This window comes from Alloscardovia omnicolens DSM 21503 (assembly GCF_000420505.1).
Classification (GTDB): domain Bacteria; phylum Actinomycetota; class Actinomycetes; order Actinomycetales; family Bifidobacteriaceae; genus Alloscardovia; species Alloscardovia omnicolens.
The window spans coordinates 79391-98805 of the sequence record NZ_ATVB01000003.1; the positions used below are offsets into that span (position 1 = coordinate 79391).

At 46.7% G+C, this 19415-nt stretch carries 17 protein-coding genes; 10 read left to right on the plus strand and 7 right to left on the minus strand.

The window, feature by feature from the left end; all coding sequences use genetic code 11:
* Positions 1 to 23: 23 nt before the first annotated feature.
* The 9 genes from G464_RS09610 to G464_RS0102160 all read left to right on the plus strand — a co-directional run bounded on the left by G464_RS09610 (position 24) and on the right by G464_RS0102160 (position 10215).
* Complete coding sequence (locus G464_RS09610) at positions 24 to 554, plus strand: hypothetical protein (RefSeq protein ID WP_022856546.1); 531 nt, start codon at positions 24 to 26, stop codon at positions 552 to 554.
* Complete coding sequence (locus tag G464_RS0102125; protein WP_021617975.1) at positions 555 to 1640, plus strand: vWA domain-containing protein; 1086 nt, start codon at positions 555 to 557, stop codon at positions 1638 to 1640.
* On the plus strand, positions 1640 to 2668 hold the full coding sequence (locus tag G464_RS0102130) for a vWA domain-containing protein (RefSeq protein WP_022856547.1): 1029 nt from the start codon (positions 1640 to 1642) through the stop codon (positions 2666 to 2668). The genes G464_RS0102125 and G464_RS0102130 overlap by 1 nt, the downstream gene beginning before the upstream one ends.
* Positions 2665 to 3246 (plus strand): DUF6466 family protein, encoded by a 582-nt coding sequence (locus G464_RS0102135; RefSeq protein WP_022856548.1) that lies wholly within the window; start codon positions 2665 to 2667, stop codon positions 3244 to 3246. Before G464_RS0102130 ends, G464_RS0102135 begins: the two co-directional genes overlap by 4 nt.
* Before the next feature lie 536 nt (positions 3247 to 3782).
* On the plus strand, positions 3783 to 4160 hold the full coding sequence (locus G464_RS0102140; RefSeq protein ID WP_021617971.1) for a hypothetical protein: 378 nt from the start codon (positions 3783 to 3785) through the stop codon (positions 4158 to 4160).
* A complete protein-coding gene (locus G464_RS08565) occupies positions 4157 to 5605 on the plus strand; it encodes an esterase/lipase family protein (RefSeq protein ID WP_021617970.1) in 1449 nt (482 codons plus the stop codon). Before G464_RS0102140 ends, G464_RS08565 begins: the two co-directional genes overlap by 4 nt.
* A gap of 38 nt (positions 5606 to 5643) precedes the next feature.
* Entirely contained in the window at positions 5644 to 7077 is a 1434-nt protein-coding gene (gene purB / locus G464_RS0102150) for an adenylosuccinate lyase (RefSeq protein WP_021617969.1), read from the plus strand.
* Positions 7078 to 7213: 136 nt separating this feature from the next.
* The gene (locus G464_RS0102155; protein WP_021617968.1) at positions 7214 to 9748 is read left to right on the plus strand and encodes a lysylphosphatidylglycerol synthase transmembrane domain-containing protein; all 2535 of its coding nucleotides are present in this window, start codon (positions 7214 to 7216) and stop codon (positions 9746 to 9748) included.
* Positions 9749 to 9930: 182 nt separating this feature from the next.
* Complete coding sequence (locus G464_RS0102160; protein ID WP_018143076.1) at positions 9931 to 10215, plus strand: HU family DNA-binding protein; 285 nt, start codon at positions 9931 to 9933, stop codon at positions 10213 to 10215.
* 46 nt (positions 10216 to 10261) lie between these two features.
* Here G464_RS0102160 and G464_RS0102165 read toward each other — a convergent pair whose 3' ends face one another.
* From G464_RS0102165 to arc, 5 genes are all read right to left on the minus strand, one after another.
* Positions 10262 to 11749 (minus strand): proteasome accessory factor PafA2 family protein, encoded by a 1488-nt coding sequence (locus G464_RS0102165; RefSeq protein ID WP_022856549.1) that lies wholly within the window; start codon positions 11747 to 11749, stop codon positions 10262 to 10264.
* Entirely contained in the window at positions 11749 to 11895 is a 147-nt protein-coding gene (locus tag G464_RS10455) for a ubiquitin-like protein Pup (RefSeq protein WP_420834441.1), read from the minus strand. Before G464_RS10455 ends, G464_RS0102165 begins: the two co-directional genes overlap by 1 nt.
* 127 nt (positions 11896 to 12022) lie before the next feature.
* Positions 12023 to 12880 (minus strand): inositol monophosphatase family protein, encoded by an 858-nt coding sequence (locus G464_RS0102175; RefSeq protein ID WP_021617965.1) that lies wholly within the window; start codon positions 12878 to 12880, stop codon positions 12023 to 12025.
* A gap of 108 nt (positions 12881 to 12988) precedes the next feature.
* Entirely contained in the window at positions 12989 to 14548 is a 1560-nt protein-coding gene (gene dop / locus G464_RS0102180; RefSeq protein ID WP_021617964.1) for a depupylase/deamidase Dop, read from the minus strand.
* Positions 14549 to 14573: 25 nt separating this feature from the next.
* Positions 14574 to 16166, minus strand: coding sequence for a proteasome ATPase (gene arc, locus G464_RS08570; protein WP_022856551.1), 1593 nt, complete (start codon positions 16164 to 16166; stop codon positions 14574 to 14576).
* Positions 16167 to 16278: 112 nt separating this feature from the next.
* On the opposite strand from arc, the gene serB reads away from it, so the two are divergent.
* Complete coding sequence (gene serB, locus G464_RS0102190; RefSeq protein WP_022856552.1) at positions 16279 to 16929, plus strand: phosphoserine phosphatase SerB; 651 nt, start codon at positions 16279 to 16281, stop codon at positions 16927 to 16929.
* On the opposite strand, the gene G464_RS08575 is transcribed toward serB, so the two are convergent.
* Together G464_RS08575 and fmt are read right to left on the minus strand one after the other, a co-directional pair.
* On the minus strand, positions 16926 to 18425 hold the full coding sequence (locus G464_RS08575; RefSeq protein ID WP_021617961.1) for a transcription antitermination factor NusB: 1500 nt from the start codon (positions 18423 to 18425) through the stop codon (positions 16926 to 16928). The genes serB and G464_RS08575 overlap by 4 nt on opposite strands.
* Positions 18418 to 19368, minus strand: coding sequence for a methionyl-tRNA formyltransferase (gene fmt / locus G464_RS0102200; RefSeq protein WP_022856553.1), 951 nt, complete (start codon positions 19366 to 19368; stop codon positions 18418 to 18420). Before fmt ends, G464_RS08575 begins: the two co-directional genes overlap by 8 nt.
* Between the last annotated feature and the right edge of the window lie 47 nt (positions 19369 to 19415).

Genomic DNA, 19415 nt, shown 5'->3' on the forward strand with positions numbered 1-19415 from the left:
GAAGGATACGGTTTTAGTCTTTTATGATGTATTCAGTGACTTTAGCAGGCACTTTCCAAGGAAATCCTGCTGCCACTTTTAGTTCTACTCCTGTGCTTATTGCGCTGCTTGTGGCAGCAGTACTGGCAATAATCTGTATTATTGCCAGCGTTATTACTTTCTTACCTCGAACTGATAAAAATCGTCACCAAAACGAGCATAAGAAAGCTGTTGGCGGTGCTGATTTCACACGTCGCGTGCAGACTGTTAATAAATCTTTCGATGCAGGAAAAATAAGCAAAACCGAGGCTTTCCATGAATTAGCAGCTATTGCTCGGCAATTTGCGTCTACCCGTCTGCACACAGATATTACTTCACATACTTTGGCGGATTTGGAGCATATGAAGCACGCTCATACTCAGCATGCAGAAGGCATGAATCTGTTACGCTCCACTATTGAGGGATTATATCCACCTGAATTTGCCTATGAAGCAACCAACGCGCGTAGCGCTCAAGTCACGGTCAATGATGCATGCCGATGGGTTACATCCGTGATTGAAAGGTGGGATGCTTAAATGTTTTCTTTCCTACCTACACGTCTTATGTGGCCGTTTGCAGGGCTTATAGCTCTTATTATCTGTGCAATAGTTTTCGCTGTTGCGGCGCTTGTTATGCGTCGAGTCCAGGCTTCGTCTAAGCAACCTGATGCGCGCGATAATAATACTGCTATTGTTTATGATGTTGATTCTGATTTAGCTGGAGAAACAGCTTCACGTTTCGCACGCACATACCGTCGTATGACGCGCCTCGTTGTTTCGGCTATGAGTATTGCTCTTGTGTGTGCGCTCATACTTGTGGCACGCCCAGCGTCAGTATCTGCAGAAAAAACTCGCTCCGCTTCGCGCGATATAGTGCTGTGCTTGGATGTATCTGGTTCGGCGCTATCGTATGACCGCCAAATTATCGCAGCATATTCTCAAATTGCACGGAATTTAAACGGAGAACGCATTGGATTGAGTATTTTTAACTCAACATCTAAAACTGTTTTCCCTTTAACCGATGATTATGCTGTGATTAGCAATCAGCTCAATTATGCGTACACCTTGCTGAGCCGAGTGCAAACCCAAGAGTCTATTGATGCCATGAGCGATAAAGAGTATCAGGAGATTAACGATTGGTTGGAGGGCACTCAAAATATTGAAAATTCAACCTCTCTTATTGGTGACGGTCTTGTGTCCTGCACTATGATGCTTCCCCAGCTGACGAGTTCTCGCTCTCAGAACGCTCGATCTGCTTCGATTATTTTAGCCACAGATAACGTTCCTTCTGGCAAGCAAACTTTTACTTTGGAAGAAGCTTTGGATATTGCTAAAAAAGCGCATATTAATGTTGATGCTCTCTATGTTGGAACAGATAAAACCAGTGATTCCGAAGCAGCAGTAACGATGAAGAAAAGTATTGAAGATTATGGCGGAACATATGTTGATTTGAATTCTCACGATACCGTAGATGCGATTGTTCGCGATATTAGTTCTACAAAGTCAGGCGCTCAACTTCATGATGATGTGTCTAATCTTTCAGATGCTCCTGCCTTAATTCTCGCAGTATTAGCAGGTGCGGTGCTTATAACATGTATTGCTGCAGGAAGGATTCATCGATAATGAGTTTTATTCCTGTTTTTGGTCTTATTCCTTCCCTTTTCGTTTGTGTTGTTCTGCTGGCAGCCATGGGATGGCTGAGCATACGCTTCGTACGCGAGCGCCCATATACTGACTCTACTGTTGGCATGATTATTCGACGCTGGATTCTTATTGTGCTTGCTTGCATTATGATAAGCGGACCAAGTATCGTTCAACGTACAACAACGCGCGCTATTAATGCTACTGACGTTTTTATTGCCGTGGATGTAACTGGCTCTATGGCAGTGCGTGACGCTACCTATGGTTCGAGTACACAAATCACACGTATTCGCGCCGCACGAGATGCAGTACGCGATATTGCCGGACTGTATCCAGACGCTCAATTTTCTACACTGAGCTTTGGCGCCAATGCCACGGTTAACTTACCTTTAACTCCTGATGTGAATGCTGTAAATAATTGGGCAGATAGCTTAACAACTGAACCTACCCAAGTATCTGCAGGTTCCAGCCTTGATGCTCCGCTCAATGCCCTGACGGTGGCACTGAAAGCTGCTCAAGATAATCATCCACAAAACGTGCGCGTGCTCTATATTATTTCTGATGGCGAGCAAACCAGCGCAGAATCTGTGAAAAGTTTCTCTGTTTTGCGCAAATATGTAGATGAGGCTGTGGTTATTGGCGTGGGGTCTACTCAAGGCGGTAAAATCCCGATCACACAAACAGGAATCAATGCGATGAGTGAGCAGACGACAACTGCATGGGTTCAAGATCCTGATACTCAACAAGATGGTATATCTCAGCTGAACGAATCGAATTTGAGCACGATTGCCGATCAGCTTTCCGGTATCTACGTACATGCCGATGCTACTGACGCTTTTAAGGCGCAGCTTAAGCAAGGTACGTCAGATAAATACCGTCTCACCGTAACTACACGTACATCTCAGCAGACCGTATTACTTGTGTGGCCATGGGCAATTGTTTTTATTGCGGTTATTGCTTGGGAAACTATTGCGTGGTTCATGCAATCGAGAAAGTTGGTGCGCTTATGAGCATCCCGACACGTGCAAACATTTCATCATCACATACAGAACACCGCGGTGGGCTTGCTACACGCATTTTGTGGATTATTGGAAGTATTGTATGCGTGTTTGCGGTTGGCGTGTGCGGTTTTAACCTCATGGCGGCACGCATATATAACACAGCTACTGAGCAACTCAATAATGCCATTGCTGAGTATTCGACTACAAATCCTGATTTAGCTGCTTTAGCAGCGAGTCAAGTGAGTACTGATAACTTATTTAGTCGCGCTTCTTCCCTATCGTGGATGAAAATTTCTGGCTTGCAATCATCTATTGCGCATAATCAGAAATTATCTGCTCAACTCACCAAGCAGATTGAGGAGGACTTAAAGAAGAAAGATAGTTCCTCCAGCACAGATAATAATCAGGTATCTTCTTCTCCTGATTCATCGAATTCTTCTGGGTCGTCTGGGCAATCGGATAACTCATCGACCACGTTAGATGAAGATACGCAGGAGCGCATGAAAACGCTGTTAGCACAAAATGCAGGTGCGAATAATAGTGTAGAGCCTCAATCTCCTCCAACAAAAACTAAAAAACCGTGGTAAAAACTGTACATGTGGAAAAAGCCGATGACTGCCTTAATCTTGAGCAGTCATCGGCTTTTTATGCGCTCCTCTATCGTTTTGGTACTTTCTAGGCTCTTGGAACTTAGTGGGGTTTAGGGGAGGAAGTTGCTCAGTAGGTTCTAGTTGATTTCTCTGGCAGTCATGTGTCAAGATGTGGTTGCTGTGTGAATGTGGTTTGTTTTCATGAGTGAAGTCGATACGCGCAACCGATATGCCAGTTTTGAAGCCATTTTTGTGCTTCAAAACTGGCATAACAGGTGTATTAATCGGTTAAGCAGAATGCGTCAGAGCAAGAGATCTTCCCAAATCAGAGTGGAATGAATGCTCCTCGATGCATGAATAGACGAAGTCACGATTCACGAACCATTCACACACAACCCCGCTAAAAACCCAAGAGCCACTTTCTAGCACGACGCAGCCGCGCTCTCCATGCGCCCCTTATGGCGTGTTATCCACATTGGTTCACATATTCCTGATAATTTTTTCTTCAGTTCGCAGCGCAAGACAATAGATATATGAACGCTTCTTTTATTGACCTTCAAAAAACATTGCGCCGCCCTCTTATGGAACGCTTAACACCTCAGCGTGCGCCTGCCCATACGCAAGAAGAATTTGATGCCGCATATACTGCAAGTTTTATGAGAGATCCATCAATTCTTCCTCTCACATGCACATGTGCGGATATGTATGCAGATTGCCGTTATCTTGCGGCTAGCGCATTACGTACAAGTCATGACACTATGGTGCAAGCATTATCCCTTGTGCAGTCCAGTTCTCGTATTGTATGGTATGGCGATGCAGGCACGGCTTTTCGTGAGCAATGTGCTGTTTTGGCTAGCGCTTTAGACTGCTCAAGTTCACGTATCTATGCAGATCAGGTGATGATTACATGAGCAGTCCAATCTATACTTTTGCACATATTTTTGGCGGTACCACTGTGCTGGATAATCCTGATGAGTTGCATACATATGCCTGCCAGATGATCAATTATGCCGAGCAATTAGAGATGAATACTAGTGCTATGCAGCAAACGCACAGCTATATACATCAACGCAGTATGACTATTGCCACGTGTGCTGCACACAGCGGAGCTTCGCATCCTTCATCAGCACATTGCGCGAATCTATGCACAGTTCTTGCGCAGCATGTGCAATCAGCGCTCAGTGTTATTGCTCAACTTCGTCATATAGCTGATTGCATGATGCGCTCATATAATCTGTATTCTCAAACCGAGGCACAGACCTCTCGTATCATATCCGCTTTAACTATGGCTGCCGCGTATCACTATCCAGTACCCACAGCCTTTGCTCTGGGCGCGTGGTCTACTATTCGCGAGATGACATCGCCCCACGCTTCGCTCATAGGAGCTCTAACAAACTCACGGTCTGCACAAGAAGACTACTTGAGTGGTGTCAGCCGTATTTTCTCTCCATGTGAAGGGATTCCTGGAGTTGCTGATGCTCTTGCTCATCCCGTCTCACCGCTCAGTAGCACACATACCAGTTACGCCATGAATATTAAAGCTGTTTCAGTTAGCGCTCCTCTGCCCGCTGCTCACAATCTGCACGACACCATAGTCAACCTCGAAAAACTCAGCATTGGACAGCCAGGAAACTCGTACGGAACTGTAGCAATCCAACGCTACATGCACACCGATGGGTCACACTCGTGGATAGTGACTATTCCAGGCACCGACGGAAAGAAAGACTCACCTTTCGGATGGAGCCAAAATCTCAGTCTTATGTCTTCGCGTGAACAAACCCGTGAGCAGGCACATAGTCTTCTTGCCGTGCGCACTGCCATGCATCGTGCTGGAATTAAAGCGGGAGAACCGGTTGCTCTCGTTGGTCACTCTCAAGGGGGAATTGTGGCTGCTGCTTTAGCAAGCGATGCACAGCAGCCTTATACGATTGCTCATGTTGTAACCGCAGGCTCTCCTATTGCGCATCACCCTATTGCCACAAAAACAACGTGGGTGACCAGCATAGAAACAGATCGAGAAATCGTTTCGCATCTAGATGGACGCAGCAATCCAAAACATCCTCATTGGCTTACTGTGCGCGGCGTTATCAGCGATTCTGCGTCAGGATTAGCAAACAACGCGACCGCACCAAACCCCGCACCTGCACACTCCACCTTCCCATCGCCCACGCCCGTCGCTCACGCCGCTGAAAAGCACGAGCTCACGCACGGCATGAACTATCATCGAGCAACCTTAGAAGACGCCCAAAAACTGCACAACGAAAATCTCAATGAACACGATCAGCATATCCGCACACTCACGGAGGGAACTATGGATAAAAACATGTATTTCAGATGCCGAATATCGAGCAACTAAACGCTCTGCGCGTATATGCCTTGCCGTAGGCTGGGGATATGAACTTAACTGACATTACCCCACATATTGCTTTAAGTCCTCTCGATGGCCGCTATCAATCTGCCACATCTCCACTCGTTGAATATTTAAGCGAACCTGCACTCAATCGCACACGTATTCATGTGGAAATTGAATGGATGATTGAGCTTGCCAATGGTGACGGCGGCAATAGCGTTATTCCAGGCGTAGAACCATTCGCCCCAGAAGAAATTGACTATTTGCGCTCTATTGAAGCAGATTTTAACGATGAAAGTATTGCAGAGTTAGCCTCCATCGAGTCTGTAACTCATCACGATGTGAAGGCAATCGAATACTACATTGACCGTCGCTTGGATGCTGCTCCAGACGTTTTAGGTTCAACACAGCTTCCTCGTTTGAAGCCTTTGGTTCATTTTGCCTGCACCAGCGAGGATATTAACAACCTCTCTTATGCATTATGCGTTAAGGGTGCTGTTGAAAATATCTGGCTGCCTGCAGCTCATAAGCTCGTCGATCAGTTGACTGCAAATGCAGAACAATATCGCGATTTACCTATGCTCAGCCTCACCCACGGTCAGCCAGCTACCCCAAGTACTTTGGGCAAGGAAATGGCTGTATGGGTCTATCGCTTAAGCCGTCAGATTCGTCATGTAGAAGCTCAGGAATATTTGGGAAAGATTAACGGAGCAACGGGTACTTTCGGTGCACATACTGCTGCTTTGCCAGAGGTTGATTGGGCCAGCTTGTCTCATCGTTTCGTCTCTCAGCGTCTGGGGCTTACATGGAATCCTCTGACCACTCAGATTGAAAGTCATGATTGGCAGGCAGAACTGTATTCATCTATTAGCCATTTCAACCGCATTGCACATAATCTGGCACAAGATGTATGGATGTATATTTCTCGTGGCGTTTTCGCTCAAGTTCCTGTCAAGGGTGCAACAGGCTCCTCCACCATGCCTCACAAGGTCAATCCTATCCGCTTTGAAAATGCCGAGGCTAATTTGGAATTGTCTTGCGCTCTATTCGATTCTCTCAGCGCAACGCTCGTAGAATCTCGCTGGCAGCGTGATTTAACTGATTCCACAACTCAGCGTAATATTGGTGTGGCCTTCGGCTACAGCATGTTAGCTCTCTACAACTTGTCTGGTGGCTTAGACGCGATTCACCCTCATGAGTCGGTGATTGCTGGAGAGCTGGACGAGAATTGGGAAGTTCTCGGTGAACCTATTCAAACTGCTATGCGCGCTCAAGCCCTGAAGGGCGTCGAAGGAATGGATAATCCATATGAGCGCGTGAAGGAACTGATGCGCGGTCATTCTATTTCTTCCGACGATGTTGAGCAGTTTATTGGCACACTGAACTTCGATGATGATACTGCTGCACGTTTAGCAGCTCTCTCCCCATCTACCTACACAGGTGTGGCAAATAAGCTCGTTGATTTTATGCATCGGTAGATTATCGGTAGTATAATCGGGTCATAAGGAGACGAGGCAGTGGCACAAGTTACTGCCTCATTTTCATTGGCTACCTAACGGTTACCCATGAACTATCCACTGACTATTGACTGATTATCCAGCGCTAAAGGGTTTTATGAAGACAACTGATTCACGTATTAACGCGAATGAACACAACTCCTCTACCCCGCAGACAGAGAAGACACAGCACACGTTTCGTTCGGAAAACACGCTTCGTTCCGAAGAACAGCTTCACTCCCACACTCACAGCGACACCGTGCTCATTCACAATATAAAACCTCAGCGCGCCCACGATATTGCAGATTTAACAAACGCCATATTTTCCCTGCTAGGAGCCGTTCTTCTCACCCTACTGTCTTTATATTTGCATGGTATTACTCGTGGTGTGGAAGCAGATGCTCATGCTGTGGGCTTGGTATTAGATGACTGGCTTTTCGCTGTTCCTCTGGCATTTTTGCAGCAAGCAACCATGACTATTATTATTTTGAGTGTTGTTGTACAGCTTCTATCTCAGCGCGAATGGGGTCAAACAGCAATTTCTCTAGTCGGATTTCTTGCCGGAATTGCCGGAGCTGTGGGCATATCACAGCTTATTATGACCATCCATTATATGCCACTTATCGATGCGTTATCATCACCAAGCAGCATTCAATTTCTCTTACCTGAACTCTTTAGCGGATTGATCGCTTTCCTCACATGCGCTGGACCTCACCGTCTGCGCTCCACTCTCACATGGAGTTGGAATGCCCTCATCATCGTGTCCGCCGTTTTAGTCATGTTATCAGCAAACTCGTTTGTGGGCATGATGGTGTCTTTGCTTGTAGGCCGTTGCATAGGTCTGCTTATTCGTTTTACGGTTGGCTCGCCCAATATTGGTATATGGGGTCAAGGCATTGTTCATGCTGCTCAATCAGTGGGACTTAATCCTATACGTATTGATTTTGCTGGAGATACCGCGCTTAATGCTCGCAACTTCAGCGTTGATGACGATATTACTTATAATTCGCGCCGATATACGCTCACCACTGGCGATGGTCATCAATTTATTGCGTCGGTAGCAGATGCGCAAAATCATAGCAAAAGCTATGTGCGTCAGGTCTGGCAAAGCGTGCAGTTATCGCATTTATCCTTGCGTCGCGACCGTTCTGTAAACGATATGACGCATCATCATATGCTTATGCTTCTGGCTGTGCGCAATAGTGGTTTAGATGCTGTAGAGCCTTATGCAGCTACGCAATCGAAAGATTCAGCCATCCTTTTCTTGCACAAAAACACAGCTATTACCGCTGCTAACACGGATACAATTAGCGACAATGATATTGCTCATGTGCTGCGATTCCTCGACACTGCTCATGCGCATGGCATTACTCACCGCCATATTTCTGTGGAGTCTCTGGCACGTAACGCTCAAGGAGAGCTTATTGTGTGCGGTTGGGAAAATGGCGACGTTACTAGCAGCGCAGCTCATATTGCTGCCGACCGCGTTCAAATCTTAACTGTTTTATCCGCTCTTGTAGGAGTGGAGGCAACTATTCGTGCTGCACGTACTGCTTGGTCGGACGAAAAGTTGCAGAGCATTACGCCTTTTGTGCAAAATGTTCTTATCCCATCCTCTGTGCGCGATATGAGCACTTGGAACCGTTCTATTATGAAGGACTTGCGCTCTCAACTCAGTGCTCTGGGTTCTCAGGATGATACTGATGATGTTGACCTCGTTCCTCTATCGCGTTTCAGCTTACGCAACTTCATTACGGCGGTTTTGGTCGTTATTGCTCTCTTTGTTGTTCTCACTCAGCTCAATATGCGCACGGTTATCGATAGCGTTCATCACGCCAGCCCTAGTTTTGCTGCTTTAAGTTTTATAGCAGGCTGCGCTTCATGGATTGGCTCGGCGATTACTTTGGGCACATATATGGACAGCGATAAGAGACGTGCATTAGATGTTTTTATTTCTCAGGTTGCTCAAAGTTTTGCGGCTGTAAGCATGCCTGCGGGCATTGGTCCTGCTTTTGTGAACTTGCGTTTTTTGCGTAAAACTGGGCATAAAAATAACTCGGCTACAGCAGTTATGACGGCAACTGTTGCTGTGCAGTTTGCTACTGTTTTTAGCATTTTGATTATTTTCGGCTTGTTTACTGGTAATAACGGTATTACTCGTTTAGTACCAACAGGAACTTTAGCTATTGTGCTCGGTATTCTTGGCTTGATTATTGCGTTAAGTATGATTATTACCCCTGTACGCAAACTAATTATGACGAAGCTTGTTCCTCCATTGAAAAATTTTGCTCGTCAGCTCCTCTTTTTGATTACGCAACCGCAGAAACTTGCGCTGGCAGTTATGGGTTCGATTATTCAAAACCTTTTGCTTGGTTTAAGCTTCTGGGCTGCTTTACGTGCTTTTAATATTCCAGCAAACTTTATTGATACTACTTTTATTTTCTTGGTTGCTAATACAGTAGGATCTGCTGCACCAACACCGGGTGGTTTAGGCGGTGTGGAAACCTCGTTAACTGTTGCATTTACCGGTGTAGGTATTCCATCTGCTATGGCATTATCCGCCGTTTTGCTTTTCCGCGTAATGACCTACTGGATCCGTATTCCTCTCGGCGCTGCAGCCATGAGCTACATGAATAAACACAATCTTATGTAGCTATAACACCCAAAAAACACACAAATAAATTACAAAAGTGTAATTTTGACTCACAAAACTGAGAATTTTCTAGATTTTTGGCTATTTTTCGCGGTTTTGTACGGAAAATCGGGTATTATCAGGAGAGTGTGAATACATCGGGCTTATTTCGTATAAGCCCCTGACAAGAAGGATGTTCTATTATGGCATACAACAAGTCTGACCTCGTAGCAAAGATTGCACAGAAGACTAACCTGACCAAGGTACAGGCTGAAGCTGCTGTGAACGCATTCCAGGAAGTTCTCGCTGAGTCCTTGCAGTCCGGCGAAGGCTTGCGCCTCACTGGTGTTCTCTCTGCAACTCGCGTAACCCGCGCAGCTCGCACTGGTCGCAACCCACGCACTGGCGAAACCATCGAAATCCCAGCAGGTTACGGTGTAAAGCTTTCCGCAGGTTCCTTGTTGAAGAAGGCTGCTCAGGAAAACTAAGAAGTTTTCTGTACATATAAGAAAAGCTCCCTACGGGGAGCTTTTCTTATATCAACGGCAAAATAGGATTACTATCGTCTAAACCTCGTACGGCTCGCATCACAGCATCAAACTGTTCATCTCCCCGACTATCAAAAGGATCGAGCATATGAGCAGTCATCGTATGCGTATTGCGCAATGGCGTTACGCTCACACTCGTCCAATCGGCATTCCATCGCATAGACGTAGACCGTACAGCATGAACAAAAGCACCACGCGCAGCAGCACGAGTATCTGAAGGAGCTCGCAATACCGCTGAACGAATCTGCTCCTTTGTAAAAACAGAATGCATACGCTCATGCTGTACCAAAGCACTGAATACGCTGTCATGCGCTATATCATGATAAGCAAAATCTATTTGTTGAGCGCGCACACTATCGGCTCCTCTGCGGCACATAGCCTCAATCAGCTCATACTTAGCTACCCAATCCACCCATAAGCCCAAAGCATGCAAATTACCTTGCTCTAACTGATCAAGAGTTTTTGCCCACAACTGTATGCATTGAGCGGCTTCTTCACGCACGTCAGCACGTAAATCATCGGCATGCCTGCTCATAAATAGCTCAGCAGCACGGCAGTATTCACGTTGTATAGCTATGGCTGAAAGTTCTCGACCGTCTGCAAGCCGAACGCAAACCGCCCCATTCACATCGCGCGCTATCACCCGCATAGCCTCACCCGGATCGGCAAGTGCAAGCTCCTCCAAACCGTAATTTTCGCCGCGCGTTCCTGCCTCAATCATGCACAGCACCAGATGCGCAGTCATCAGTTTCATCCAATTGGCACGGGGAGAACGATTCGAATCACCCACAATCACATGTAATCGCCTATACACACGTGAATCAGCATGCGGTTCATCGCGGGTGTTAATCATGGGACGCGAGCGTGTAGTCGCGGAAGAAATAGTGTCATCCAAAAAATCACTACGCTGAGAAATAAGAAACTCGTTGCCGCGCACAGCTCCAGACCCAGCATAGATAATACGCGAGGTTAAAAACGGAATAAAGCAACGTTCTAACATATCTAAGCTGACGCTGCGACGCACTAAATAGTTTTCATGGCAACCAAAAGAGTGACCTTGAGAATCCGTGTTGTTTTTATACACGTGCACTTTCAGCCCGTTATTGCCCGTGCGTTCACGCAGCATACGTTCGGCGTTGTGTGCTAAACCCGCCATAAGATTTTCGCCGGCAGCATCTAAGAGCACAGCATCGCGCACAGTACGCGCTTCCGCCGTGGCATACTCAGGATGCGAACCCACGTCCAGATACAGGCGCGAACCATTCTCCGTATACGTGTTGGTGGAACGCGATTGCGAAATAACAGGTTCAAACATAACGGCTGCAGCATGAGCAGCATCAATACCATGCTCTCCCCCAGTGACACTCACCCCGTATTCTGTTTCAATACCAAAAATTCTTTCGAAGGAGGTATCGTGAACTGCAATGCTGGGGGACACCTGAGATGAGGTGCTGCTATCGCGAAGTTGGGGCACTATTCGCCACCTTTTTGCGCGAAACTATTAACGTATTCTTCGGCGTTTTCTTCCAATGTGGACTCAATATCATCGAGCACAGCATCTAAATCTAGTGCAGCATCCTCTAATTGCATATCGGTAGTAATATGCTGCTCGTTTTGCACACTCTCTTGAGCCGCGCCAAACGACTGCGCGCCTCCCAACGATTCAGCACTAAGCGACTGCGTAGATTGAAAAGATTGTCCGCTCGTATTATTTTCAGGCATAATTCTCTATCCGTTATTTCGTTGTTTAGTTTTCAGCTTGAACTGGAAGCAGGTACTCACGCAATTCGTTAATAATTAAACCATTCGATGCCACAACATCATTTGTGCGATACCAACTCATTGGTGAACCATCCCATTGCCTTAAACGTCCTTGAGCTTCCCCCACCACCACAGCTGCTGCAGATACGGCAGGAATATCCCACGAATGCAAGCTTGGTTCAAAATACGCATCATACGTACCATCCGCCACCTTGCACAAATCTAAGGAAGCTGGACCCATACGTTTAATATCAGATGGTAAGCCTGCTAATGCAGATACCGTGTGCAAAGCACGCTTGGATTCATGCGAGAAGTAAGACATTCCAAAGCACAGCACGGAGTTCTTTAATGTTGCAGTGCTGGTTGGCATAATCGCGCTACGCTTATCTCCTAATGCAGAGTGGCGAATACGAATAGCGCCATGACCTTTAGCTGCTACATACGTTACATTTAATGCTGGCGCATGAACAACACCAATAACTGGTGTTGCTTCACCTGAATCATCAATAGCAAAAACAGATACAGTAACCGTCCACTCCGGCATATTGCGCATATAATTAATAGCACCGTCAATGCGTCCAATACACCAATAATAGGAACCTGGAGTACGCTCAGAACCTACTTCTTCCCAGAAGCCATCTAAAGGATTGAGTTGCACTACTTTTTCACGCAAATAACGCACTACTGTATCGTCAATATCTGAACTGTATTTTTCACGATTAGCTTCGTCATCTGCACGTGAATTTGTTTTCAACAGATGAGGGGTAAGCTGATCTTGTGCCGCATGACGACCAGCATCTTGAGCTACCTTCGCCACCTGCATAGCAAGTTGCTGCAAGTCCATTATTCCTCCCCAGCGAAAAACTATAGGCGTCTCATATTCGCAGTGTAGTTCACTCGTAGTTTAGTTTGCTCGAACTGTATTCCTACGAAGTCAAAGCTCTTACGAAGTCTACTTCGTTAAAGTTGTGAGGCGCTTTTCTACTTCTTCTATACTAAAGTCAGCCGTAAACGTGTCCGCGCTGTCTGCGCGCGTATATGTTAGCGGATGAGCCATATCAATAATACTGCGTCTACCCTCTATATCCAACACAACTATATCCCAAGAGACAGAGAGCACATGCGCAGCATACTGCTGTAAGAGTAGACCGCGCGTATATGCGCGCGTTGATGCAGGAGGAGTGTGCGTAGCGTGCTCTAAAAGAGACGTATCGAATAATCGCTCTGTTTTCTGTGCTACTTTCGCAAAAAGGGATTGCGCATCTATGCGTGCCCAAGAAATATCCATAGCTTGCAAAAGCGGGCTAGACCACTGAATATTTTTCCTTCTGCGCATAGATTCACACACTTGCCATTTGAGAAGCCATTCTAAACGGCTAGCTGCCTCGCTAAGCTGTAAACGTTGCGTATCATCAGCATGCGCTACTTCCAAGCAGTCCAGAAGTACTTTCTGCCATAACTGCACTATTTCATGTGTATCTTCATCTGGCCAGCGTGGTTCTCCGCGCGAATCTGTATCGTACTGTGCTGCAGCCACAGCATACACCCATGAACGAAGTCGCAGTTGTATATCTATAGCACTCAGTTTGTCTCCATTACTCATAGCTACGGGAGCAGCAAGGCTTAAGTCATGCGAAATACTATGCATGGCTTCAACAGGATCTTCCATACTCATTGAGCGCACAAAATCGCGTGTTTCATCAGTATCGTAGCTATGTTCCAGAGCCCAGAACAGTAAACTGGTTACACCAAGTTTAAGCAGATCAGGCACATCCATACGGTTAGCATCGCCCACAATCACATGGAAACGACGATATGTATCGGTGGAATGTGATTCATCGCGTGTATTAACAATAGGACGATGAAAAGTTGTTTGTAGCCCTTCTTTCATAGCAAAATAATCAGCACGTTGACTTATTTGGAAGCCAGGAGTTTCACTTTCTTCTCCCAGCCCCACTCGCCCTGCTCCTGTGTAAATTTGGCGGGAGACTGCATGAGCTGTAAACAATGCAGAAAGCATATCGAAAGGCACAGCACGCTCCACCTGGTAATTTTCATGGCTTCCCCAGCTGGCTCCCTTACCATCCACATTATTGCGATACAAGGTTATAGGCTGCTGTGCTTTTACCATAGCATGCTGCATAATCGCATCTCCAGCATGATTGTAGAGCACAGCTTCACGAGGACTGATTGTTTCAGGAGAGGAATATTCTGGATGGCAATGATCCACATAGATTCGTGCTCCATTAATATGAGGAGCATTAGTGGCGCGCAGTTCTTCACGGTCGGTGAGCAGATCAGAAGATACGTGAGCGCGAGGCATATGATAGCCGCGTGCATCATGCACAGGATCTTCATGACCATAATTCCATACCACGTGTGCAGTTGACGGAGAAAGAGCACGCACAGCTTCAATCACATCAAAAGATAATTGCGCATGATTTTCGTACTTGCCGCCCACTCGCGATACGCCATACTCGGTTTCTAAACCCATCACACGAAGAACACTCATCGATGCTCCTACCCTATCTGTCTTCCTATCTGTCTTCCTCACGCACAGCCATATGAACTTCTCGCACTCGCCGCCCTGCTAAATCAAGCAGCAAAGCCCATCCTGAAGCAGGTGTATGTGCGCACGTATCATATATATCATCAAATTCATCGCGCACAGCTAAACGCATCAGGTCACGGTTGAGCAGCACATACGAATTATGGTCAGCATTCGAAGCGTTATACTCATTAAGAGACTGTTTAATAGCCATCATTTTGGCGCGGTCAGTAATATTTTTCAAACGCGCGCCCGATATCAAGTCACACATACGCACCTGAATATCGCCTTCATCTGAGCGCAACAGTGCCACATGACGTGACGGATCATACACATCGTCTATCACAGCGCGAACCAAACCATCAACATCTGCAGCCTGCGTCATATTAGCACCCACATAGCGACGCACAATATCGCTTGCCGCCTGCTTATCGGGAGCGCCAATCGAAATTTTAATATCTAAACGTCCTGGACGAAGCACAGCCGGATCAATCATGTCTAAACGGTTTGACGCACCAATTACCACAACATTATGCAAATCTTCTAAGCCATCTAGCTCAGACAAAAATTGCGGAACCACAGTTGTTTCCACATCCGAGGAGATACCCGAGCCTCGCGTGCGCAGCAAAGAATCCATCTCATCAATAAAAATAACCACAGCTTTATCGTGGGCGGCAATATCGCGAGCGCGGTCAAAAACCATACGGATCATATGTTCTGCTTCGCCCACAAACTTACTGAGCACTTCAGGACCTTTAAGAGAAAGAAAAGCTCCGCGTCCTTCTTCTGCGAGGGAATGAGCAATAGCTTTAGCCAGCATGGTTTTACCATTTCCTGGAGGACCATACAGCAAAATACCTTTTGCACCTTGCAAACCGTAGAAAGAGTAGAGTTCGCGATGAGTAAAAGGCAGTTGCACAGCATCGCGAATCTGACGAATTTGAGTGTGCAGACCTCCAATATCGCCAAAACTAATATGCGGATATTCTTCGAGGAGAAGTTCTTGGGCTTTATGCGATTCCATAAGACGCACAGCAAACTCGCCTGATTCATCGAGCATCACTGTATCTTGAGCTTGAATAGTCTCGTTCGCAGTATCGTAGCCTCGGCGAATAACAACTGTATTACCGCTTGCATCGCGCACGAGCAAACGCGAACCTTCTAAAACCTGGGTAACTGTGACCACACGTCCAATAGTTGTTACAGTATCAGCACGCACAACGCGCATATTTTCGTCGAGTAGCACCTGCTGTCCGGCGCGCAACTGCATAGGATTCACGTCCGGTGCTACTGCCACCACCATATGACGGTGATTATTGACGATTTCCACAGTAACGTGGCGCTGACCATGCACAGTAGTATCAGAATCTATGCGTACGAAAGTTGCGCGAGTAAGTGGCGGCGAGCTCAGGGCTGCCATTTTTTCGCGAGCGCCTTGGAGCTGGTCTGTTGCTTTGCGTAAAGCGCTGGCAAGAGAGTGATTACGCATGCGCAACTGGTCAATTTGGGCTGCATAATCGTGTGCGCGCGCATTTTCAGCCGAGACGTTTTCAGCCGCTAAGTTTTCAGCTGTCTGATCCATTATGCCTCCCTGTGCCTTCTTCTCTTGCGATACATACCATATTCCTCCCTTAAGGCTACCGCACCGTGGAATTACACGCCACGATTGGCTCAGGCCACGATATTATCGAAACATGGATAAGCGCATTATTGTGATGGATATTGATTCCACCCTGATTGATGAAGAAGTTATTGATGAGCTGGGTGCTGCCTGCGGTTACGGTGAACAAATTGCCGATACTACTGCTCGCGCTATGAATGGCGAGATTGATTTTCGCCAAGCATTGCATGAACGTGTGCGCTTATTAGATGGTTTGAGCACAGATATTTTTGAGAAAGTATATGACCGACTGCATGTGACGTATGGAGCGCGCACCTTGATTGATACTGCGCATGACCGCGGATGGGTTGTGGGCATTGTGTCCGGTGGTTTCCATGAGGTAGCAGATATGTTGGTTCGCGATTTAGGAATTGATTATTGCTATGCTCATCGTTTAGGCGTGCGCGAAGATGAGCAGGCAGGTTTAGTTCTCGATGGAACCGTTACATCAGACGTGGTAACCAAGGAGACAAAGAAAGCTCGACTATTCGAGTGGGCTGAGCAAGAAGGCGTTGATATTGCACACACTGTGGCTATTGGTGATGGTGCAAACGATATTCCTATGATTCAGGCTGCCGGCGTGGGTATTGCGTTTTGTGCAAAACCAGTTACACGCCAAGCAGCACCTTTCCATATTGATGAACGTGATTTATCGCTTGCTTTAGACATTATTGACGCGCACTAAGCGTTTGTGTCCGTTGTATCTTTGCGTAGAACAGCAATGAACATTTGATCAGTATCGTGAATATGCTCAAATAATTGCATGTCTTGTGCGGCTCCATCTGCACGTGGTTCAGGAACAGGAATAGATGGATTAATGTCGCGCATAATACGTGGCACATCCAGACGTTGCATAGTGCGTCGCTCAGCTAAAACAGCATCAACAATATGACGTGTTTCATCTAATACAGGTGAGCAGGTGACGTATGCCACCACTCCCCCTGGTTTCAGCGCATCCACAGCGCTGATAAGCAGTTGCTTTTGGAGAGCGCATAACTCACGCACTCCTTCAGGCGTTTTGCGCCAGCGCGCTTCAGGACGGCGACGCAATGCTCCCAAACCTGAGCATGGCGCATCCACCAAAATTTTATCGAAAGAATTGGCATAGTGCTCGCCAAATTCAACACCATCAAAACCTGTAATATCGGCAATAACCTCGGTATTAATTGCTGCAAGATTATTGCGTACCAGTTGACGACGGTGATCATGCGGTTCGTTCGCTGTTATGCGCGCATTCTGCTGTGTGGCAAGAGAGGCAAGAAGGGCTGTTTTACCTCCTGGGCCAGCACACATATCGAGCCACTGCTGATTTACGCTCTCGGTATGCGTGCTCGCATGTGCTAAAGCTAAGGCAGCAAGTTGACTTCCTTCATCTTCAACGCCTACTGTTACGTTTTTAACGCCAGTAAGACGAGCAGGATTAATACCGCGCATGCGCACAGCATAAGGAGAGAGCATTCCTCGTACCACGTGCGCTCCCTTTGATTCTGCCTGATCATATACCTCATCGATAGTGGCAAGACCTGGACGCACGCACAAGGTGACTGATGGAGCTTCATTATCTGTGGCAAGTAACTCATACAGAGCATTGCCTTGACTATTCTGCCACGCATAACCTCCAGCATTCCATGCTTCGCTAAGCTCGCGCACAATCCAGCTAGGATGTGAAAAACGCACTGACATTCGTGCTAAGGAAACATCCTCAGCGCTCATTGTATCTGAACGTTGAATGCGTGACGTAATATTAACTTCCCATTGCTGTCTGTTATACGCCGTAATTTTTCGCATCAGCACATTCACAAAACCCCTAGATTGTGCTCCTACTACGCGACGTGCTAAGCTCACGCTTTCGTTCACGCAGGCGTAATCAGCTCCATGCATAAACAACCACTGATACGCTCCTATGCGCAGCACATTAATCAGCTTTGTATTAATCGTGCGCAAGGATTTCTTATGAGCAGCTTCAATCACACGATCGAGGAGAAGACGCCAACGCAAGGTTCCGTAAACAACATCAGTAACAAAAGCTTTATCTGCATTACTTAAACCCGATTCATCCAGAACCTGCGGCAGTAACAAATTAGCATAAGCATCTTTTTCTTCTAAACGAGACAGCACACTGTATGCCACGCTACGCGCGGTATGTTGCACCTTATTGTGAGACGATGCGCGCTTATTCACAATACGCTCCCTCAGCTAAACGCGCTCCACGCGCCCAATCTGCAGCAATCATCTGTTTTTTACCTTGAGCTTTAACCTGCATTAACTCTAATACTTCGGTAGCTGTGCCCACCCACACATGTTTTTTCGTAACAGAAAGCATACCTGGCTGAAGTTTAGGTGCTAAATCGCGCTTATCTATGCGAGCCTGAGCAATATGCAGATTTACCTCATCGTCACCGTTATGCAAAACCGTCCACGCACCTGGCTCCGGAGTGCAAGCGCGAATCTGACGATCAACAGCAAAAGCTGGAACGCTCCAGCGAATACGAGCATCATCAGGATGAATTTTTGCAGCATGCTCATATGAGCCGCTTTCTTGCTCTACCGGTTTAATCTCACCCGATATCAAGCCTTGTAAGCACGAACGTAACAGTAAAGCGCCATCATGAGATAAACGCTGTAACAGTTCTCCTGAAGTTTCATGCTCGCCAATGCTCACGCTGACTTGACCAAGCAGCGGACCGTCATCCAATCCTGGTCCAATACGGAAAACAGATGCTCCAGTCACCGTATCTCCCGCCCAAATAGAGCGTTGCACAGGAGCTGCTCCTCGCCACAGAGGTAATAAGGAGAAATGCAGATTGTACCATCCGCCAGCAATAGCATCGAGAGCTTCTTGCTTAAGCAAATTACCATATGCCACAACAGCTGCCATATCTGGCTGAAGCTGCTCAATCTTCTCGAAAAATTCAGGAGATGTAGGTTTATCTTCAATCACAGGAAGCCCCATCTCTAACGCCACCTGCTTAACAGGGCTCGGCATCAGTTTACGTCCGCGCCCCTGAGGCGCATCCGGACGTGTAAGCACAGCAACAACCTCTATATCGCCTCTTGCTTCAATGAGGGCACGCAAAGGTTCTACAGCAACATCAGGAGTTCCAGCAAAAAGAATACGAGTCATTTTTCCTCCTAGAGTAAGTTCTTTGAAAGTAGGTTAAGTAGATTGAG